Here is a 19,768-nt window from a genome sequence, read left to right as displayed (position 1 = left end):
TTCCGCCTGCTGTCAGCGTTGCGGTAGGTCGCGGCGGTGGAAGCCGTTGAATCCGGCCAGCAACAGGCCGATGCTGATGCCGCCGAGCAGGGCCAGGCTGCCCGCGTCGACAGTTCCCAGCGGCGGATTCCCGGCATGTGTGGTGGGAGCGATGTCGAGCATCCACGACGCCAGGTGCAGACCCGGCCCGAGAAGGGCGATGAACGCTGTCGCGGCGTACGCCGTCCAGACCAGACCGTAACCCCGGGGCCACAGCGCGAACGACGCCAGTGCGAGACCGGCGAACACCAGTTCCCCCGGTAGGTAGGCCAGGCCGGCGCGCATGATGGCGCCCGTTTCACCGGCGTTGCCGAGGGACCAGGCGGTCGACAGTGCGAGGACCGATGACGAGACGACGACGATGAGGAGCAGTCCCGCGCCGACGACGACGCCGTGGGCCGCCAGCCAGCGCAGGCGCGCGAGCGTGCCGGCGAGCCGGGTCTCCAGACGTCCGTCGGTCTCCTCGGTGCGGAGAGTGCCGATTGCCTGGACCACGTAGCCCGCGGCGACGATCGCCACATAGAGCTGTGTTGCGGCGACGAAGCCGTCCAACGGCCGGCCGTCGGAGATACCCATGGTTCCGGCGAGGGAGTTGTTGCCGGCCATCGCGTCGAGCAACTGCCGGCTCAGTGCGCCCATCATGCCGGCGAGCAGGATTGCTCCGGTCAGCCAGCCCGCCGTCGCCGGCCGGTGGATCCAGGCGGCGAAGCCGATCGGCCGGGACCGGAAGCGGGTGGCTCGTTCGGGACCGGTGTGCCCCCGTAGCAGAGCGCTGCCGAGATCGCGGCGAGCAGCCAGCCACACGGCGGCGCCGCCGGTGGCAACACCGGCGACCGCCGGGAGGAGCAGCACCCACCACCGCTGACTGCCGAATGGCGCTGTCTTCTCGGTCCAGCCGAGCGGAGACAGCCACGTCCACCCGCTCTTCGTCGTGTCGCCGACGCCCCGCAGGACGTACGCCGCGGCCAGCACGATCAGGCTCGCGGCGTAGACGTCACCGGCATGGGATACCAGTTGTGCCAGCAGCGCCGCGAGTCCGGCGAACGTGAACGCCAGGGCGCCCAGCGCTGCGCCGTAAAGGATTGCGCCGGAGATCGGCACCCCGCACACGGCCAGGCCGGCCGCGAAGAGAACGGAGGTGAGGGCGACCGCCGCGGTGGCGACGGTGAGCGCCGCCAGGACCGGCTGGTGCCGGGCGATGCGGCCGGCGAGAACAGTCTCGAGGCGGCCGGACTCCTCCTCGCGTCGCGTCGAACCGGCGATCAGCCCGATACCCAGCAGTGGCAGCAGGATCGAGGCGAGGAATCCGAACTCGTCCTGGATGACGCCGCCCAGGGTGTCGATGCCCTCGACGTGGCCGTTGATGGCAGCCAGCGCGTTGCCGGCGGTGACCGCTGCGGCGTAGGTGTCAATCTTGGCCGGGGTGTCGTAGAAGTGGGCGACGGCCGCGGCCGTGCCGACCATTCCCGTGGCCAGGGCCATTACCCACACGAGGATGCTCCGGCGCCGCGTACGCCAGACGATTTTCATCATGACGCCCGGGCGGGCCGGGCCGTTTCCGGCGCTCATCGCGGGGCACCGGCGAGCATGTCGGCGTCGTCGCCGTAGGTGCGCAGGAAAAGCGCGTCGAGGCTGGGCGGTCTGACGGTCAGGGTGTGGATCCGGGCGGCATGCAGCCGGCCGATTCCCGCGTCGAGCCGCTCCGCGTCGACGGTGAATCGGACATCGACGTACCCGTCGAGCCGTTCGCAGACGTAGTCGGCGACACCGTCGGCACTATCCAGACCCACCGGTTCGGCGGCGGTGACGGCGTGCACCGAGGTCTTGGTGTGGCGGCGCAGCTCGGAGAGGCTGCCGGTGGTGACGGTGCGGCCACGCCGGACGATACTCACCCGGTCAGCCAGCGCCTCCACCTCGCCGAGGATGTGGCTGGACAGCAGCACTGTGACGCCGTCGTGCTGGCGCTCGTGCACGCACTGCTGGAACACCTGCTCCATCAACGGGTCGAGCCCGGAGGAAGGCTCGTCCAGCACGAGCAGGTCGGCCCGCGCGGCCAGCGCGGCTATCAGGGCGACCTTCTGCCGGTTGCCCTTGGAATAGTCCCGGATCCGCTTCGCCGGATCCAGCTCGAAACGTTCGATCAACTCCGCACGGCGCTTCTCGTCGACGCTGCCGTGCGTCGCGCCGATCACGTCGAGGCACTGGCCTCCGGTCAGGCCCGGCCAGAGGGCGACGTCGCCGGCGACGTACGCGAGGCGCCCGTGCAGCCCGGACGCGTCCCGCCACGGGTCGGCCCCGAACAGATCGACGTGGCCGCCGGTCGCCCGGATGAGCCCGAGCAGGATGCGGATGGTGGTGGACTTGCCGGCCCCGTTCGGGCCGAGGAAGCCGTGAACCTCACCTGGTCGTACGGTCAGGTCGAGACCGTCGAGCGCGCGGGTCTTGCCGAAGGTCTTGGTGAGGCCCTGGATCTGGATGACGGGAATGGTGTCGGTCATGACGGTTCCTGCCCGGGCACGTTCGCGAACGCGCCCTTGGTGTAAACGGCGGTGACCTCTTCGGCCCAGCGGGTGATGCCCTCCGGGGTGAGCGGGTCGACCCCGATCGCGGCGGCGACGTGGTTTCGCAGAAGGATCAGCGCCAGGTCGTTCACCAGAAAGAACGCGGCCCGGACGGCAGGGTCCTCCGTCGGCCGGGCCGCGCCCATCTCGCTCATGGAGTCGAGCAGCCGCCGAGTGAGGGCGTACCAGCGGCCGAACAGCGCCGCGCCCGCCGGATCGTTGGTAAGCATCAGACGGCGCAGGTAAGCGGGCAGCGGGGAGCCGTCCGGGAAGGTCCGGGCGAACATCTCGGCGACCGACGACCAGCCCTCGCCGGTCAGTGCCGCGGCCAGATCCTGGTCGCCCATGGCGAAAAGCGAATCGAAGGCTTGCGACGCGTACTGGTCCACCGCGGCGCGAAGGCCCTCCTTGCTGCCGAAGTGATGCACCACCAGCGCGGCCGAGACACCGGCCGCCGCGGCGATCTCCCGAACCGTGACGGCATCGTGCCCGCGCTCGGAAAACAAGCGCAGGGCTGCGTTGCGAATGGTCGCTCGAGCGGTCAGGTCACCTTTGTCAGCGACTGAACTGATGTTCAGCATGCTAAACGCTTGTACAGCGATGCTCAAGCGCTCGTTGCTGGTCCACGCCGTTCCGCCCGGCGAGGTGCACCGAAATGCAACTGACTTCCCAGCTTTCCGCTGTGGCGAAGTCCGTCGCCCGGGTATGTCGGCAGCACCGTAAACGTCAGGGAGGTAGGGAAATGAACACGATGACGGGAGCCGACGTGCGGGGACGCGAATCGGTCACTGAGCGAACCGTGCCCGTGCGCCCGGGGATGCTGCGAGACGGACTTCTGCTGCTGGCCGGGCTGTGGCTGGCGATCTCGCCGTGGGTGCTGGCCTTCGACGTCTGGGCGCCGGGTCTGCGTGTCAGCAACCTGGTGTTCGGCGCCGCGATCGCGGTCGTCGGGGTAGGGCTGACGCTGGCGCCCGAGCGTGTGTCTCTCTTGAGCTGGGCGATAGCGTCAGCGGGTGGTTGGGTGGTGGTGTCCCAGTGGATCATTCTGCGGTGGGCGGCGACGAGCGGCGTCATTCTGAACAACGTGATCACGGGCGCGTTGATATTCTGCCTCGGGGCGGCGTCCGCGTCCGTCCTCAGCGGGAAGCCGTTCCTCGGTGACGACGCCTGACGGCTCGAACCCGCGACCGAAAGCCTCCCGGTCAACCCGAGGCTGTCGCTGACACGGCTGGGCGGCAGTACCGCGGTGCCCGGCCGAAGCCGGCTCGCGGCTCCTCGCCCCCTTGATCACGGTCATCAGCTTGTCATCTCCGCGAGTGGTGGCCGCCACAGGCGGCTACCACTCTGTAGGGACGGACAACGGTCGGCCAGGCGGAATCTGGGCGCGAATGCAGTGACGATCCTGGCCGGGTCAGCTTCGACCGAGAAGACGTGGAGGAGACGGCTATGAAATCGGCTGTGGACACCGTTCCGGATCTGGTCGTGGACACCGGGACCGGCCAGGTGGTAGTCCCGGCGGTGCAGGCCGAACACACCACGGTGGTAGAACTGCACGGTGATATCGACATGGAGACCCTGCAACCGTTGCGGGACTGTGTCCTGGCCGGAATAGAGGAGAACAACGACGTCGTCGTCGATCTCACGGACGTAGCCTTGATCGATTGCGCGTCGCTCGGTGCGCTCGTGCAGGCGGACCGTCTGGCCGAGCGCCGGGGCCGGAACCTGAGTCTGCTGGCGCCGTCGGCCATGACACGGCGAACGCTGGCCGGTGCCGGCCTCAGCAAGACCTTCCGGGTGATCAGGGCCGCTCCACATCGGTCTCCGGGGCGTATCGAGGTGGCTGATGACCTCAGGACCGCGTAACAGCGATGTGGGCCCGATTGCCCGAGGCCGGCCGTCTACGGGTTCGGCGTACGGTCGCAATCCCCGTCCACGCCGTCGTCGGCGGGAACGCGCGCGGATTCGCTGGCGGGCTGTGGCTTGGGACGAGCCTTCAATCCAGCGTGTACGGCTGCGGTCAGTGGCACCGCGAGGATAGCGCCGGCGACGCCCCACAACAGGGTCCCGGCGGTAAGTGCGGCGACCACCGCGAGTGCGTTGAGTTCGACGTACCGGCCGATGAGGAAGGGCTGCAGGACGTGGGCCTCGAATTGATTCAGGCCGAGAAGGACACCGAGCAGGATTCCCGCGGCGACCCAGCCGTGGGAGGCGAAGGCGACCAGGACGGCGAAGCCGCCGAAGACGAGTCCGCCGACGATGGGAATGAAGCTGCCGAGGAACACCAGTGCGCCCAGTGGTATGGCAAGCGGGACACCCATGATGAAGGCGGTGGTGGCGACGACCGTGCCGTGGAACAAGGCGACCAGGGCGGTGCCTCGCATCCAGCCGCCCAGGGTGTGCCAGATGATCGGACCGGTCTGCCGGGCCCCGGCGCGTGCCCGGCGTGGTAGCAGACCGACGAGCCAATGCCAGACCGTGTCGCCTCGCGCGAGCAGGTAGAGGCTGACGAAGACGGCGATGAACAACCCGACGAGGGTCTCGGTCGCCGTGACCAGTCCGGTCCACGCCGGCCCGGCGAGGTTCTCGGCTTGTTGCTGGAGAGCGTTGATGGCGTTGTCGCGCAGAGCGCTGAGCTGTTGGTTGCTGATGGACAGGTCGGACAGTGCGTTTTCCGCGCTGGCCAGCAGCGAGGGCCCTTGGCCGACGATCTGGTAGACGACCCAGGTGCCTACGCCACCGACGACTGCCAGACCGGCCAGTCCCGCGATCAGCGCGGCCAGCGCCCGGGGCAGACGATGGCGCCGGAGCAGGGCCACGAGTGGGGAGGCGAGTGCGGCCAACAGGATGCCGGCACTGAACGGCAAGGTGATGAGGTAGAGCCGCTTCGCGGCCTGCAGCAGCACCCACGCCCCGGCGGCCAGAACCAGGGCGCGCCACACCCAACCGGCCGCATCGACCAACTGCGCCGGCGGCGGAGATCGGCGTGCGCTTTCATTGGACACCGCACCCTCCAACCGAAACTCATCTCCGGGAAACCGGACGATGGACCGCCTCGATGACGTGTCCCGGCCGCCGGGAGGCGGCGAGCGTCCATGTGGGGTGCGCCTTCCCCGTCTCACGACTTCTATAGCCCGGGCGCTCCCGTTTTTGCCCAGGCGATTGGGACCAGACGACGACGCGGCCTGCAGCCCGAGGAGGAGCCACTACGGTGCCGACACCGGCCATCGGCCGATGAGGGCGTTGCGTACGGCGCGCAGCTGATCGTGAAGCAGCCCGCGTTCGGTGTCGTCGAAGTCCTGCCGGTCGACGGTGTCGGACAGGCGTTGCACCTGCCGCGTTATCGCGAGGTGGTGGGCCGGCCGGGTACTGACCCAGGCAACCTCTCGGAGCAGGGCGGCGATGCGGGACAGCACCTCCGGGTCGCCCGCGCCGAAGCGGCGGGGCTGGGTGACGCCGAGGTCAAGCAGCTGATCGAACTCCGGCCGCCGCAGGACGACACGCACCTGTCCTTCCTTGTCACGCAAAAGCTCGTCGCTGAAATCCTTTTGTGCCGCTTCGCACAGCAGGGCAGAGATGTGGCCCAGGGCATGTACGGCTGTTGTCGGATCGTTGATACCGGGGGAGAGGGCCTTGGAGGTGACGTCAACCAGTTGGCGCAGCCCGAACGCGACATCCTGCACCGGCGTGCGCTCGAACTTGGTATTGACGGCATCGGCGACCCGGTCCTGCACTGCGGCGCGGATGTCCTCGGCGAGAGCGCCGTCTTTCTGCTTCCGCCATACCGCGGCGATGGGCGTGCCGGCGATCAGAGAATCGCCGGGCAGCCGGTCGAAGTGGATCACGACATCCGCGCTGATCGCCGCCGACAGCAGCGCGGCGCTGTCGACCGCGGCCAGGAAGCCCGAGGAGGGGGCGCACAACAGGGCGGCGTCCGTGGGCACTTCCACGCGTTGGCCGACGGTGGAGTCTCGCCCGTCCGAGCCGGTGAGAAGGCGGCGCATGGTGGTCAGGGTTTCGGCGTGGACCTCCCGGAGCATCGATTCAACGCGGATCTGCCGCGCCAGATGGGCCAGGAACGCCACCAGCGTCACGACGCTCAGCACCGTCAGCGCGAACGCGATCGTGACCGCCAGCTGAGGTACGAAGGCGGCCTGGTCGGACAGGGACGCGCGCACGGTGCGCAGCACGGTCAGCGCGTAGACGAAGGTCGCCAGCAACACGCCGAGGCTGAGATGCACCAGCCGGTCGCGGGTGAAGGTGCGCAGCAACCGTGGTGAGAACTGGCTGCTGGCGAGCTGCAATGTCACCACGGTAAGGGAGAAGGTCAGAGAGGTGGCAGTGACCAGCGAACTCGCCACCGCGGACAGGACTGAGCGGGCGGCTTCCGGTCCACCGTTGAACAGGTACGCGGTGACGACCGGCGGCAGCGCGTCGTCGACGTGGGCGTCCACGCGGGGCATGACGACTCCCAGCGCGACGGCGGCCACGACAGCGATCGCCGGCACGGGCCACAACTCGGTCCGCAAGGCGTCGCCAATCGTGGTCTGCCATCTGTTCGCTGCAGTCTTCACGCGCCTAATACCGCCCCGCACGGGCTTCCGGCAAGCGCCACCCGGCCGGCCGCGCGCTGTGAGTGACCAGACGACCTCAACGCCAAGGATCCATGACAGCCGGATGACAGCTCGCGCCGGCTCAGCGCTTCCGGGGTCACGGGTTCTTCACAACGAGCGCGTCGCAGACATCCCTGACCCCGGAGACGCCCGCCGCCGTCGTCACCGCGGCAATCCGCACACCGTCGGAGTCGACGGTGCCTTCCAGAATCGCGACACCATTCTGCACGGTGAGCTCGACGGTCCCGCCGGTCACCTTCGGATCATCGAAGAGCGCCTGCACGACGTCACTGGTCAGGCGTTGATCGGCGGTCAGGCTTCGCTCCGGCCGGGAAGCCGAATGACCATCCGCCGGGCGCCCCAACAGGGGCGTTAGGTCGTACCACTCCGGATGCATCCACGAATACATACGACACCTCCACTTTCGTCGGCCGGACAGACGCTGATGACACCAGACTTCCCGTCGTTCATGGCAGTGTCTTGGCGAGCACATCACAGGTGCGTGACCGACAAGGCGGCGGCTTGGGCTGCATTGCTCCAGGACAAGGTGCGTCGGGACCGGCGTGCCCGTTCGGACCCGGCCGCACCGGCAATCACCTCGCGTCGTCGTGTCGGCTCGCCGAAACGCCGTCCGGAAGTGGTGCCGAGGAAACCGAGCTCAGGATCCGCACCGCGTCGTCGGCGACGTCCGCGTCAACCAGCACGTCGTACTGCTGCGCCCGCACGTCCGGCGGATAGGTGAACCAGCGGCGCCCACGAGTGATGACGTAGCCCAGCAGAGCCACCGTCGCGCCCAGCACGGCACCGACAATGCCCGCGTTCACGGCGACCCACAGCGCCGAGAACTCGGCCGTCATGACCCCGAACAGCACCAGTAACCAACTCACCAACGCGCCGACGATCAGCCCGGAGACCGCGCCGCGGCCGGCGACATCGGCGGGGGACAGCCGGCCCCGGCCTCTCTCCCGCGTCTGCAGGCCGCTGCCGACGATCGTCGTTCGTTCCACCGGAAAGCCGGCGCCGTCCAATCGCGCTACCGTCTCCTGCGAGGACCGGTGGTCGCTGTGGCTAGCGACGACTCGTTGCGCGACGCCGACCTGAGCGCCCCTGACCACCGCCGGAGCGGTGGCTGGGGTGGATTTGTGCAGCATCTCTACCCCTCATTCTGATCCGCGAGTCGTCCGTGCGGCGGCTCAGCGCTGTGAACAGTCGTACCGGCCGACAAAGTTTGTTCATCGGCTTCTCCACCGGCCGGGAGGTTCGCGATTTCATCACGTAGTTGTCACGCTAGGAGGCTGATTGCACGGACGGTGGGCGAAAGATGCTCGCTTTGATGACGATCAGCCGGCGTCCCCGGCTCGCGAGGCCGTTCGGCGCCCGCTTACCCGGGATTCGTCAGACGCCTTGACCATCTGTCCAGCGCGGTCAGCGAGTGGGCCGGATCGGGCTCACCGGGTCGGTGGCACCAGGCTGGAGGAGCGGCAGAAGCAAGGTCAGCGCACGGTCGAATGCTGGCGTGTGCGAGACGCAGTCGTCCGTGGTGACGGTCCACGACGGCGTATTGATCAGATATTTGAACCCGTCGGCGCAGTGGATCGCGGTCGTGACGGAGCGAGGCTTCGACGGGGTGACATCGGCGAGCGCCTGCTTCAGCGTGGCGATCCGGCTGGCGTCGAGTGCCTTCGGCTGGCCGGTGACGCCGTCGTTGGTGACAGTGACCCATCCGTCGTCGGTGATGTGGAGGCGCGCATCCAGGCCCGCAAGGCCACCGCTGCGGGCGAAGTCGAGGGGAAGAACCTCAACCACGGCAGGGCGCGATGCGCCGGAGGCGTTGGCCGAGGTCCTGGACGCTTGGCCGGGTTCTGACCCGGCACAACCGGATACCGAACAGAAGGCGACCGCGATGACCAAGGCTGCCGGAAGATTCTTGCGCATGGTGATGAGACGTCGGCGTCGAATGATCCGTTCCCGTCGGGCGGGCGGGCTGATCACAGTGAAGCCGACTCGGCGCATCCCGGGTCGGCAGCGAAGGTCGCGGGATGCGCCCGTCACCTTTTGACGGCCGGAATGCGGGGTAGGGGCCAGGGATGGACATCACCGAACTCATCTTGTTCCAACATCACGAGCAGCGGCGCACCTTCGCGCTGCTGGACGAGGTTCCTCGCGATGATGCGACTGCTCTCGGCGCCATCTGGAGCCGCCTCGAGGTATTGCTGGAGGTTCATGCCGCAGCCGAGGAGAAGTTCTTCTATCCGAAACTGCTGACCATCGGTCGCGGGGCCGGCGACGCCGACAGCGCCCGCGATGAGACCGAGGACGCGGTCAAGGACCACAACGAGATTCGCGACGCCGTCCGGAAGGTGGCCGGCCTCGAGGTGGGCAGTGACTCCTGGTGGGATCGGGTCACCGAGGCGCGGATCGCCAACAGCGACCACATGGCGGAGGAAGAGCGCCAGGATCTGGCCGATTTCCGGCGGCACGCCGACCTGCAGACCCGTCACGACATCGCGCTGGCGTTCATCGCCTATGAGAACGAGCATGCGTACGGCATCGCGCCGGTCGACAAGGACCCGGAGGCCTACGTGCAAGAGCCGGGGTGAACCGCAGCGGCCCGCCCGGAGCCGGAACCTGGGGTGCGTTGGTGAGCCTGCCGCCGGGCTCGCCGCCGCCTCAACCAGCACGTACCGAACTGGCGCACGCGTTGCACCTTTCGCCGGCCTAGGAGGGAGTCAAGTCCTGGTCGTACGGGTCCAGAGGAGGAGTGCTGCCGGTGTTATGCGCGCCCCCATCCGCACCATCGCGGCTCTCAAAGAGAGCACTCGCGCCGGCTCGTCGTTGAGGCCCGCCCGGCTGTCCGCGACCGGCACCTCAGGGAAGGCGCGATGTCGTTCGGAGGAATCCTCCTGCAGATGTTGACCGTCCGCTCGGAAGAGCGCTGGCCGAAGATCGGTGGCCTCCTGAGACGCCTCAGAACTAGTGAAGGGAGACAAGGAATGAGACTTCGGCCGTTGCAGGTAAGCGGTTGCGTCGCTTCGGTTGTCGCGGTCCTCCTTGCAGGCGCTTGTAGCGACTCAGCGCCCGTCACGGTGCCTGCGTCGTACCCTATGCAGAGCAGTCCCCCCATCGGCGCCATCACTGACGACTACTTCCACAACCCCGGCTACATCGGCAAGGTTGTCACCGTGACCGGCCGGGTAACCCGCGTGATCACGCCGACCTCGTTCGTGCTGACCGGACAAGAGTTCGATGACGATTCGATCCTCGTTCTGTCGTCGCGTCAGCCTGTGCCCGAAGGGTCGATGGTGACGGTGACCGGCGAGGTCCAGCGATTCCGTTACACGACCTTCTCGGGTGACTACCATCTTCCCGGAGTCGACCGCTATCGGTCGTTCAACGGTGAAGAGTTCTTGATCGCCCATGCCATCCAGGATGTCGTGACTCCTACGCCGGCGCCGGCGAAGCCGTCCGCGACTTCGTCCTGAATCGTTCCCGCCCGGTCCATCGTGCATTCCAGCAACGCCTCAACCCGGCGAGGGCCGCCGTCGTGGCGCTCGCAGCGTGCGGCCGCGCCTCAGGGGTGTTCACGATGGCACTCGACTGTCCGAACCCTAGGTTTCTTGTGCCAAGGAAGAGGGCATGGCCGCGCATCTCCGGGGATCAGATACCAGCAGAGCGAGATGATGCGCGTTGCTCGCTCGATCGCGCTGGCCAGCGCCTTGTCGGGGCAGGCGGCCGGCTCGCCGCGGCGCGAAGTTGCGGTGCCTTGGTCAGCCTTCGCCTGTTCAAAAGCCGGGCTGTCCCGGAATTTTCCGGTCGACCCGCGCATCGCGCGCTCGGTTCGGCTCGAGTGACGCTGGGCCGAACCGGCACCTCCACGGTGATCGACCCGGCCGGTTGAAACCGAAGGTGATGGGGACGGTAGTGCTGGCTCGTACCTGGCGCTGCAGCTCGACCATGCGTCGCCGTTACCCGTCGAAAGTGGGACCGCTGACGGCCTCGTCCCGTCCGCTCGGTACACCGGTTGAGGAAGCAGCCCGATGCGAAGTCTGACCGTGGTCGTCGGTGCGCTGCTGGTCGTCGTGGTGTTTGTGGATGCGGTCGCGACCACGGGCTGCTGGGCGGAACGCCGCCCGATCTCACTACTGTCGCGGGCCACGGGGTGCAGGTGGTTTCGGCCGACGAGTTCCGGCGAGCGGTGGACGCGAAGGCCGCGCGTCGGGGCCGGATGCAACGGCTGCCGCTGAATGACGACGGATCGCAGTGACCAAAGCCCCTGCCCCGTCCGCTGCGGCCGGGCGGCGCTGGGTGACCTGCGCAGCCGGCCCTACGGCCGCCGACGGTCAATCGGCATCTTCAGTGGCCCCGTGTCGCGCGTGGGCGGCATCCACATCCTGCAGCGCGGTGCATGCACCCGCCTTGTGGCGGGGGATGACGCTGAAGGTGCCATCGGTCTCGAGCACGACCGCGGCAACCTCACTGACGTCGCCGATGCCCTGCGAGCGAACGGCCTGGTAGATCTCGTTTTCGGCGACCCGCTGCCGGCGTAGCGCGGCGGTGCGAAGCTCGCCGTCTCGTAGTAACAGCGTCGGCGTCGATTTCAGAGCCGCGCGTAGAGGTGACCAACGCACGGACAGCCAGGTAGCACCGAACTGAAGAGCGACGAGGAGGATTAACGCCATGGCGCCGTCGGCCAGCGAGACGTCGCGCGAGAGCAGAATGGTGGCCAGAGTCGAGCCGAGCGCCACTGTGACGACCAAGTCGAATGCGTTCATCTTCGCCAAGGTGCGCTTACCGGATAGTCGGAGGACGACGATGAGCAGAATGTAGGTGAGCACCCCGATGAGGCTGATCCGACCGAGGTCACTCGCGCTGTCGAAGAACATGGTCGGGTTCTACCCGCAGTCCGCCAACTCACCACCGGCTCGGGTGAGGGGCTTCGGTCCCGGGCGGGTGGCCCTGTCGGGTCATCGGCGCCAGCGCAGCTCTGGGAGCGTCGCGATCCGTCGCTAGTTTCGCGTCGCCGGAGTCGGTGGCCTCGTTTCCGGTGCAGCGGTCGTTGAGGGTGGTAGGTCCATGGCTTTTTCGGTGACGAGGAACGGTTCACCTTCGAACTCGGCGTACGCGGAGGGCTGCGCGGCGAGACCGTACTGATCAACGTAAGAGGCGTAGTCGAACTTCTGGATGTTGCCGGACACCTCGACGCGTTTGCCGGACACCACGTCGCGGCTGGGCTCACACAGCACCAGGAGCGACCGGTCGCCGTACCCGGGACTGTCGAGCACGAACGCGGCCGGGCCGAGGACCCTGGTGACAGTGCCACGAACGGTGACCGTGTCTCCGATGAGGTAGGCCTTGCCTGCATCGCGGGACGCTGCGTTGGACGGCGCAGGGTCGTGGACGGCCCGGCCGTCGGCGGAGTGGCAGCCGGCCAGCAGGACGATCAACGCCGAACATGCGCAGAGTGCCGAGCGGCGCCCCCGATTGTTCGTGATCATCAATTCACACCTTTCTGTCGTGCCGCTTACGCACAGCGTCGCCTGGAGTGCCTTCCTTGGTGCTTGCTCCCGGCCTGCGCGCTGCGTCACTGCCGTCGCTGCGGACGGCAAGACGGAGATGCGGTCGACCGGCGGCGTGGAGACGCCCGCGGTGATGTCGATGTGGTGCCGGTCGGTCGCTGGCGCTCAAGTCAGCGGGGTGAAGGCCGTACCCGCTGTCTCGCACATGTGACGTTCGCCGTCCATCGTGACCGTCGAACGGCCGCCGATGCGAGCCCGATCCGGTTCGGAGGGCCTGTACGGGCATGAGCGAGGTCAGCGCAGCCGACTTGGCCGTCCTGAAACCAGTCACGGTCAGGACTCGGCTTTCCGGCACCCGGCCGGCTCGTCCGTGGCCGACAAATTCGGGAATTCGGAGCCGACTTCAGCGGCGAAGAGCAAGATCGCGGCGGCGAGGTAGACGAAGAACATGAACGCCACAACTGTGCCCAGCGAGCCGTACACCCGGTTGTAGTGGCTGAAGTGGGACAGGTAGAACGAGAAGCCATACTGCAGCGCTACGAATCCCACAGCGCCGATGACTGCTGCCGGCCAGATCTCCCGGACGCGGGCGCGCTTGGCCGGGACGAAGCGCATCAGGATCAGGAACGTCACCACCGTCAGGAGCAGACTGAGAAAAGTGGCTACAACGGCGACGAGCGGACCAGTCAGCGGCGTCAACACGTCCGGTAGGTCATGGGCGTGGGTCTGCGCGAAGCCGGTCAGCAGGGTGACACCCAGTCCTGCGAGGAGAAGCATGCCGCATCCGGCCAGCAAGAGGAGGTCAACGACCTTGCCGCGAAGAAAGGATCGTCCGTCTTCGACGTCCCAGGCGACGTTCATGGAGGCCCGAACGGCAGCCATGACACCGGTCGCCGACCACAAGACACCGAGCAGGCCGAGGAGACCGAAGGCTCCGGCACTACCGCTGATCGATGCCAGTATGGCGGACAGTTGCTGTTGCCCTTCGGCGCTGAGCGGCACCGCTTGCAGAATCGTGTCGATGACGGCCTTCCGCGCCGCACGCTCGCCGGTCAGCAGGCCGAGAACTCCTACTCCGGCAATCGCAAGCGGAAACAGCGAGAACATGAGGTGATAGGAGATCGCGGCAGCCATCTGCGCGCAATGATCGTCCAGGTACTCCCGGCCGGAACGGCAGAGCAACCGCCACCCGGCGCGGACGCCGGGGATCGCGTACAACCTGTCCCGGGTTCGGTCTGCCTGTCCTCGCAGTCTCGTGGCCCATCCCATCCTGCCATCCATCTTCCTGTCGTCTGCTCCTTCCCGGCGACCGTGCTCGACGGCCACGTCCGCCTTGGCCGATGATCTGGTAGGTCGCCACGAGGGTTCCTCAGGGTTGGTGTGCACCAGGGGCGTTCACCAGCTGGCGTGTGGGGGCAACGGCGCCCAACTACTGTCGATGCGCCGTTCCCCGACCCCACGATCGATGAAGGCCGGCATTGTGATGCAAGGTCACTTGCATAGCGCCGGACCAGTCCGGCCGGGGTCTGCAGCACCGATCCGCCGAGAGTTGTTCCCATCGCTGGGGGCCATGGCGACCCCCCTTGACTCTCCTGAGCCGAGGCGGCCGGGGTCTTTCCGGCTCGCAGCCACCGCGGAGCGCGTGTGCGCTGCCGGAGGTGACGCCTCCTACTCAGCCGAAGGTCTCGCCTCTACGGGCTGCCCGGGCTGGTCACGGCGGCCGTCTGCCGGTGGCGTGGATCGCGAGCGCCCGATGTTCAGGAGGACTTGTTGCCCGGCTCGTTGGTGCGTGACTCGAACTCGCTGTGTCCGTTCGGGCACTTGGGAATTTCGTGGCCTTCCTCGACGTGGACCTTCTCGTTGCACTCGGCGCAATGGAAGTCTCCAGTCTTCTGAGCCGTCTCACCGGCGTGGGCTGCCATCGCGTGTCCTCCTCTCTCGCGGCAGCTTCGCCCCTACCCGCCGCCACGGCGGCTACACGGCGAAGGCCGCGCAAATTTCGTCAGGGGTCGCAGGTCCAAATATTGTCCGCCTGATCTCGAGAAGAGCCAGCTCAGATGGGTCTTCCACGCGGAGTTTCTCCGCGCGGGGCCGCGATCACCGAACCGGCTAGGGCCACGATCACCGCAGCTCAAAGATGGGGTGGCGGCGCTCGATCGCGACGGCAGCCTGCGCGATGGCCTCGTCAGCGGCCACCGCTCGCCTGCGGCGCTCGGTGACCAGATCATCGTCGGCGTGCACCGCCGCGTTCGACCTGTCGACGGATACGCTCGAGCTCGGGGTCGGGCTTATCCTCGGGCTTGACTTCGTACTGCCGCAATAAAAGCATGAGCTGCTGACCGGTAAAGAACCGGTGGCGGGCAAGATGCGTGTGCGCTACCCGCTCCGCACGGCACTGATCGAACAGCCATCTCGATGAAACGCCGAGAATGTCTGCGGCCTCCTCCACGGTATATTTGACTTTGATGAGAGGCGGCGGCGTTTCGGGGGAGTGTCCGGCAGAAGAAATTGCGATGCAAGCCCGTAAGAATTTCTCGAGATCAGCGATGCCCAGTTGGAGCGCCAATTCGTGAACGGTCTCGTTGCGCCTTACACCGCTGCCCATCGACCCCCACCCTCCCGTGCCGTTTGGTCGTCGACACGCTACGGTCGATACCGTAGAATACGAGCAGGTCCAACGAGTGAGTGACCCCCACACTGCCAGTGAGATTCACGTATATATGTTCACCTGCGCATTTATCTATAAACGCAGCTCAGGAGTGCTTTTGAGGGGCTGGTTGGTGCGCTCGCGGGGAGGCGACATGCCACGCTGCGTGTTCGCATGCGTGCACGCTTTTTGGCTACCGTCCGGACCATGGCAAGCATCAAAAGGCGCGGGAACTCCTACGAGGTCCGGTGGCGGGCTGGCCGCAGAGGCGAGACTCAGACGTGCACGTTCCATGACGAGAAGCTCGCCGAGACGGCCAAGGACCTCGCCGAGGCTCGCGGTCACAAGATCTCTGACACGGAGGTCTACGCCGCGATCCTGGGCTTTCTGACCCAGCCTCCTGTGCCCGAGACCTCGGAATCGCCGTACGTCAAAGACCTCATCGAGGAGTTCCTGCAGCAGAAGGTCGACGTCAAGGAATCCACCAAGAAGGAGTACACGCGGCTCCTGCATGGCACGTGGGTAACCCAGGACGTGGGCAGCGTCCCCGCTCTTGCGGGCCTGCGAGTCACCGAACTCGATCGCGACAAGCATGTGAACCCCTGGAAGGCCGAGATTTCGAAGGTCTTGGCGCCGGCCTCGGTTCACAAGCTTTGGGCGGTCCTCGCCATGGCCCTACGTACGGCAGTCCCGAGGTACCGGTACGACAATCCGTTCGATCGCCCGGCTGGACAGCGCAGCAATGGGTTGCCGACCATCGAGCGGTTCGACGCTTACTTCCTTACTCCCGAAGAGGCAGAGATTCTCGTCGCGGCGTGCCCGCCCGACGTTCGGGATGCGGTCATCGTCGCACTGGGAACGGGGATGCGACTGAGCGAAATATTCCGACTTCAGGTAGGCGCAGTCTCCCTCGCGGGTGAACAGCCAACTGTGCGGGTGGAGAAGCAAGTGAAGTCGAAGAAGTCGTATCGAACAATCGGGCTGCCGGCGCTGGTGATCCAGGTTTTTGCGCGACGAATCGCGGGCAAGAAGCGCACAGATTTGGTGTTCACCTCGGCCACAGGAAAGCCGGTGGACACCAAAAACTTCCGGCAACGTATTTGGCGCTATGTCGTGTCAGCCGCACAACGTTGCCCCGACCACCCGCCCCGTATGAAGAAGGTCGGCAACGGCGCCGAACTTTACAGCCTGAAATCAATGGCTGTATCGACCTGTGACTGCCCGAAGCGCCTCCATCAGCGCCCTCGATTCCATGACCTTCGGCACACCTACGTCGCCTACCTGATCGCGGCCGGCTTCGACTTCCTGGCGATCAGGGACCTCCTGGGACACGCGTCTATTAAAACCACGTTCGATATCTATGGCCACCGCCTGACCCATGGGGACAAGAGACTTCTCGACAAGCTGAACAAGCGGCTTCCCGGCGGCGCTAACGAGTCGACGCTGGAGGAATTCGAGCAGAACCGACGCAAGAAGCTCAAGAAGAAGAAGGCAAAAAAGGTCGCACCCTTCATCGAAGGCATGCCTGCCGCCGCGTAAGACCGTAGCCTCAACCGCATCGAGCAAATAGAATCTGCCCACCAGGGGGTGCGAACATGTCAGAGAAGGATGGAGCCGCTGGCCGACAGGCCATACGAGCCCGCAGCGGGCGCTCTCCAGTTCCTCCCTGCCTGGGCTGCCGGGCCGCAGACGGACTGACGAAGGTGTCGGCGGTCGTTCGCGAAGGCCGCGAGATGATCGAGATTCGGGGGCATGTCAGCCCGTCCACCTATGGACTCCCTGCAACGCTTCGTAGCCAGGCGGTCAGGGAGAGCGAACTCGCAAGAGAACTCGCAGCGCCACGACTGCCGCATCGGAGCGCATGGCCTGTGGTCCTGGTTGGCATCATCGCGTTTGCACTGGCCGCGATGGCCGGATCGGCATCGCGGGGTGTCGCACTTGTGGGTTGGCTGCTCATCGCCTGCGCCACCGTCGTAGGTATCGCACTGTTCCGCAAACGGGGCGCTGGCCGTGTCCCCGACAAGACGACCGCCCAGCGTGCCCTGTGGTTGTGGCGGCACTGCTGGTACTGCCCACGATGCGACACCGTCTCCCTGTTTACCCGCAACGGGTCAAGGAAGCTTGGTGTGAGCAACTTGGCTGGCACGCTGACCGAGCTCGCCCGAAGCCTGCGGTGGTCCGAGGGCAGGGGCGCGGCACAGGCATAGCCGCGGGTCCGCCGTGCCGGGTCGGCTGCAGTAGCGCGCCGCATGATCACGCTGATCGGGGAGCTGCCCCCAGCTGGCGCGACGCCGTCCGCAGCTTCTTTGACTCTGTACCTAAGACCGCATCTCATTAGGGGTTGTTGCTGGTCAGTAGTCCGAGGCGGTTGGCGCGGCGGTAGCAGATCAGAGCGCAGGCCAGGCGCAGGAAGCCGAGGTAGTGGGAAGCCTTGCGGTCATAGCGTCGAGGCAGGCGCCGGAACCGGCTGACCCATTCCAGGCATCGCTCGATGACGTATCGGTGCCGGCCGAGGTGGGCTGCGGATTCGATGCCCTTACGGGCGATCCGGGCGATCATGCCGCGCCGGCGGACCAGCTCGCGGCAGAACCGGTAGTCGTAGCCTTTGTCGCCGTGCAGCTTGCCCGGCCACCGACGGGGCCGGCCGAGAGGTTGCCGGATCGCTCGCAGGTTGTCGAGCACGTCCTCGAGCATGGTGCTGTCGTTGACGTTGGCAGCCGACACCACCACGGTCAACGGCAGGCCGTTGCGGTCGCTGACTGCGTGGATCTTGGAGCCGGGCTTGCCCCGGTCCACCGGGCTGCGCCCGGTCAGGTCCCCCCTTTGACCGCCCGGACATGCATCGCGTCCACACTCGCCCGCGACCAGTCGATCTGCCCGGCGGCACCCAGAACGTCCAGCGTTGCTTGGTGAAACGCCTGCATGACACCCTGCTCGACCCACTCGGTGAACCGGCGATGCGCGGTCGCCCGGGAGATGGGGAACGATCCGGGCAACGCGTCCCAGGCGCAGCCGGTCTGCAACGCGTACACGATCGCCGCGACCGCAACCCGATCATCGATACGTCGCCGGCCGCCGCCCTGATGCCTTTGCGGGTGAGCAGGCAGCAACGGCTTCACCAGGTGCCACAACGACTCCGGGCAGTACTTCTCGACATCACTCACACCCGTACAACGAATGATGTTGGCCCTCAACGACCCCTAATGAGATGCGGTCTAAGGGCACTGTGCCGGGCGGCCGAGAATTGAGCACAAGGAAGCTGGATGCTGCCGAGGCAGTACGCCCGTCAAGGTCCGTCAGGGTCCGTCATCTTGCCTTCGAGCTGTCTGGGCGGCGACGCTGATGACTGGAAGTGCGGAACGTCCTCTCGATGCCGCTCGAATACCCCTCCCAGCCAATCAGAGGCGGGCAAGGGTCCAAGGAGCGGGTGCCAAACGGCCCAGGGGAGCCGCTTCGAGGAGCCTGGCCATGAACGATGAGCAACAGAGGGTCAACCTTCCCGCCGAAGGGATCGATGACGAGAAGCTATACCTCGTCCCAGAGGTAGCCAAGATGATCGACGTATCTAAACGTTGGCTCTTCGACCAGTGCCGCGCGGGAAAGGTCGAGCACGTGTACCTGGCCCGTAAGCGCAAATTCACTGGGAAGCAGGTCCGGAAACTTCTTCGGGACAACACGGTGATTCCCGAAGAACGAACCGAACGCGACCGGCAGCTTGAGCACATCGCACGGAAAGCGGATCGGCCAAACACGGGGAGTCGAGCATCGGCGCGGCGCCGCTGAAGTCCCACATGACGCCCGCAATAGGTTGTGTGGGAGTCATTTTGCGTTGGGGTGGTGTGGTGCGCGTTCGGCGCGCTCAATGACTCGCCCAGTTTAGCGCGTCTGTGGGCGTAAGCGGGGCGGGCTGTAGGGCTACCCAGCGAATGATGGGGACCGAGTGCAAGTCAACGACACGCTGTCAGCCGCTCTTGCCTGGCATGACGCCGATTGCGCCGTAATTCCTATACGAGCCGACGGCAGTAAAGCACCGCGCGTGGCCTGGCGCCAGTACCAGGACAAGCGAGCGGAACGAGACCAAGTAGAGCGGTGGTTCACCGGCAATCCGCCGGGCCTGGGTGTGCTGTGCGGCGCAGTTTCCGGCAATCTCGAGATGCTGGAGCTGGAAGGCCGCGCAGTCGCCGAAGGTCTCGACGCGACGCTCGTTGACCTGCTGAAGGCGGCAGGGCTGGAGAATCTTTGGGACCGAGTGACAAGGCTCGGCTACAGCGAGCGGACACCTTCCGGCGGGATACATGTGGGCGAGTTCAGCCGGTCGTAGCATTTGATCTTGGCGGGTCGGTGGGACAGGATTCCCGCTGTGCGCAACATGTTGACCTTGGTCGATCGTGAAGA

21 protein-coding genes and 1 pseudogene are annotated in these 19,768 nt (G+C 66.4%); 8 read left to right on the top strand and 14 right to left on the bottom strand.

The window, feature by feature from the left end; all coding sequences use genetic code 11:
- Positions 1-12: 12 nt before the first annotated feature.
- The 3 genes from AB0M88_RS04745 to AB0M88_RS04735 are packed head-to-tail and all read right to left on the bottom strand — an operon-like array spanning position 13 to position 3,181.
- Positions 13-1,608, bottom strand: coding sequence for a hypothetical protein (locus AB0M88_RS04745; RefSeq protein ID WP_364095387.1), 1,596 nt, complete (start codon positions 1,606-1,608; stop codon positions 13-15).
- Positions 1,605-2,537 (bottom strand): ABC transporter ATP-binding protein, encoded by a 933-nt coding sequence (locus AB0M88_RS04740; protein WP_364095384.1) that lies wholly within the window; start codon positions 2,535-2,537, stop codon positions 1,605-1,607. The genes AB0M88_RS04745 and AB0M88_RS04740 overlap by 4 nt, the downstream gene beginning before the upstream one ends.
- Positions 2,534-3,181: a TetR family transcriptional regulator gene (locus tag AB0M88_RS04735; protein ID WP_364095382.1), complete on the bottom strand. Its 648-nt coding sequence runs from the start codon at positions 3,179-3,181 to the stop codon at positions 2,534-2,536. Before AB0M88_RS04735 ends, AB0M88_RS04740 begins: the two co-directional genes overlap by 4 nt.
- 161 nt (positions 3,182-3,342) lie before the next feature.
- On the opposite strand from AB0M88_RS04735, the gene AB0M88_RS04730 reads away from it, so the two are divergent.
- Both AB0M88_RS04730 and AB0M88_RS04725 read left to right on the top strand, forming a co-directional pair.
- Complete coding sequence (locus AB0M88_RS04730) at positions 3,343-3,771, top strand: SPW repeat protein (RefSeq protein WP_364095381.1); 429 nt, start codon at positions 3,343-3,345, stop codon at positions 3,769-3,771.
- 275 nt (positions 3,772-4,046) lie between these two features.
- Positions 4,047-4,463 carry an STAS domain-containing protein gene (locus tag AB0M88_RS04725; RefSeq protein WP_364095378.1) on the top strand — a complete coding sequence of 139 codons (417 nt, stop codon included), beginning with the start codon at positions 4,047-4,049 and terminating at the stop codon, positions 4,461-4,463.
- A gap of 35 nt (positions 4,464-4,498) precedes the next feature.
- On the opposite strand, the gene AB0M88_RS04720 is transcribed toward AB0M88_RS04725, so the two are convergent.
- The 5 genes from AB0M88_RS04720 to AB0M88_RS04700 form a co-directional block, all read right to left on the bottom strand.
- Positions 4,499-5,602, bottom strand: a complete 1,104-nt coding sequence (locus tag AB0M88_RS04720; RefSeq protein WP_364095375.1) for an AI-2E family transporter — start codon at positions 5,600-5,602, stop codon at positions 4,499-4,501.
- A gap of 201 nt (positions 5,603-5,803) precedes the next feature.
- Positions 5,804-7,171, bottom strand: coding sequence for a DUF2254 domain-containing protein (locus AB0M88_RS04715; RefSeq protein ID WP_364095373.1), 1,368 nt, complete (start codon positions 7,169-7,171; stop codon positions 5,804-5,806).
- Positions 7,172-7,307: 136 nt separating this feature from the next.
- Positions 7,308-7,619 carry a BON domain-containing protein gene (locus AB0M88_RS04710; protein ID WP_364095370.1) on the bottom strand — a complete coding sequence of 104 codons (312 nt, stop codon included), beginning with the start codon at positions 7,617-7,619 and terminating at the stop codon, positions 7,308-7,310.
- Positions 7,620-7,803: 184 nt separating this feature from the next.
- Positions 7,804-8,361 (bottom strand): general stress protein, encoded by a 558-nt coding sequence (locus tag AB0M88_RS04705; RefSeq protein ID WP_364095367.1) that lies wholly within the window; start codon positions 8,359-8,361, stop codon positions 7,804-7,806.
- Positions 8,362-8,635: 274 nt separating this feature from the next.
- Positions 8,636-9,145 (bottom strand): hypothetical protein, encoded by a 510-nt coding sequence (locus AB0M88_RS04700; RefSeq protein ID WP_364095364.1) that lies wholly within the window; start codon positions 9,143-9,145, stop codon positions 8,636-8,638.
- A 152-nt stretch (positions 9,146-9,297) separates the two neighbouring features.
- Between AB0M88_RS04700 and AB0M88_RS04695 the strand changes: the two genes are divergently transcribed.
- From AB0M88_RS04695 to AB0M88_RS04685, 3 genes are all read left to right on the top strand, one after another.
- The gene (locus tag AB0M88_RS04695; protein ID WP_364095361.1) at positions 9,298-9,810 is read left to right on the top strand and encodes a hemerythrin domain-containing protein; all 513 of its coding nucleotides are present in this window, start codon (positions 9,298-9,300) and stop codon (positions 9,808-9,810) included.
- A gap of 504 nt (positions 9,811-10,314) precedes the next feature.
- Complete coding sequence (locus AB0M88_RS04690; protein ID WP_364095358.1) at positions 10,315-10,692, top strand: hypothetical protein; 378 nt, start codon at positions 10,315-10,317, stop codon at positions 10,690-10,692.
- 195 nt (positions 10,693-10,887) lie between these two features.
- Positions 10,888-11,061 (top strand): hypothetical protein, encoded by a 174-nt coding sequence (locus AB0M88_RS04685; RefSeq protein WP_364095355.1) that lies wholly within the window; start codon positions 10,888-10,890, stop codon positions 11,059-11,061.
- A gap of 489 nt (positions 11,062-11,550) precedes the next feature.
- Here the strand turns inward: AB0M88_RS04685 and AB0M88_RS04680 are convergent, their stop codons facing one another.
- The 5 genes and pseudogenes from AB0M88_RS04680 to AB0M88_RS04660 all read right to left on the bottom strand — a co-directional run bounded on the left by AB0M88_RS04680 (position 11,551) and on the right by AB0M88_RS04660 (position 15,331).
- Entirely contained in the window at positions 11,551-12,093 is a 543-nt protein-coding gene (locus AB0M88_RS04680) for a YetF domain-containing protein (RefSeq protein WP_364095354.1), read from the bottom strand.
- Between the two features lie 123 nt (positions 12,094-12,216).
- Positions 12,217-12,654, bottom strand: a complete 438-nt coding sequence (locus tag AB0M88_RS04675) for a hypothetical protein (RefSeq protein WP_364095352.1) — start codon at positions 12,652-12,654, stop codon at positions 12,217-12,219.
- A 405-nt stretch (positions 12,655-13,059) separates the two neighbouring features.
- A complete protein-coding gene (locus AB0M88_RS04670) occupies positions 13,060-13,995 on the bottom strand; it encodes a YihY/virulence factor BrkB family protein (protein ID WP_364095740.1) in 936 nt (311 codons plus the stop codon).
- A 488-nt stretch (positions 13,996-14,483) separates the two neighbouring features.
- Positions 14,484-14,654: pseudogene (locus tag AB0M88_RS04665) on the bottom strand (hypothetical protein); the annotation flags it as partial.
- A 296-nt stretch (positions 14,655-14,950) separates the two neighbouring features.
- The gene (locus AB0M88_RS04660; RefSeq protein WP_364095351.1) at positions 14,951-15,331 is read right to left on the bottom strand and encodes a helix-turn-helix domain-containing protein; all 381 of its coding nucleotides are present in this window, start codon (positions 15,329-15,331) and stop codon (positions 14,951-14,953) included.
- Positions 15,332-15,580: 249 nt separating this feature from the next.
- On the opposite strand from AB0M88_RS04660, the gene AB0M88_RS04655 reads away from it, so the two are divergent.
- Positions 15,581-16,912, top strand: a complete 1,332-nt coding sequence (locus AB0M88_RS04655) for a site-specific integrase (protein ID WP_364095348.1) — start codon at positions 15,581-15,583, stop codon at positions 16,910-16,912.
- Positions 16,913-17,707: 795 nt separating this feature from the next.
- Here AB0M88_RS04655 and AB0M88_RS04650 read toward each other — a convergent pair.
- A protein-coding gene (locus AB0M88_RS04650) for an IS5 family transposase (protein ID WP_364095346.1) occupies positions 17,708-18,537 on the bottom strand; the annotation gives its coding sequence in 2 pieces (ribosomal slippage) (positions 17,708-18,193 and positions 18,196-18,537; 828 coding nt in all).
- A 304-nt stretch (positions 18,538-18,841) separates the two neighbouring features.
- Between AB0M88_RS04650 and AB0M88_RS04645 the strand changes: the two genes are divergently transcribed.
- Both AB0M88_RS04645 and AB0M88_RS04640 read left to right on the top strand, forming a co-directional pair.
- Positions 18,842-19,156, top strand: coding sequence for a hypothetical protein (locus AB0M88_RS04645; protein WP_364095343.1), 315 nt, complete (start codon positions 18,842-18,844; stop codon positions 19,154-19,156).
- Between the two features lie 157 nt (positions 19,157-19,313).
- Positions 19,314-19,694 carry a bifunctional DNA primase/polymerase gene (locus AB0M88_RS04640; protein ID WP_364095340.1) on the top strand — a complete coding sequence of 127 codons (381 nt, stop codon included), beginning with the start codon at positions 19,314-19,316 and terminating at the stop codon, positions 19,692-19,694.
- Positions 19,695-19,768 lie beyond the last annotated feature (74 nt).

It is taken from the genome of Actinoplanes sp. NPDC051411 (assembly GCF_040682075.1).
GTDB lineage: Bacteria > Actinomycetota > Actinomycetes > Mycobacteriales > Micromonosporaceae > Actinoplanes.
This window is presented reverse-complemented; position numbering and strand designations above follow the sequence as displayed.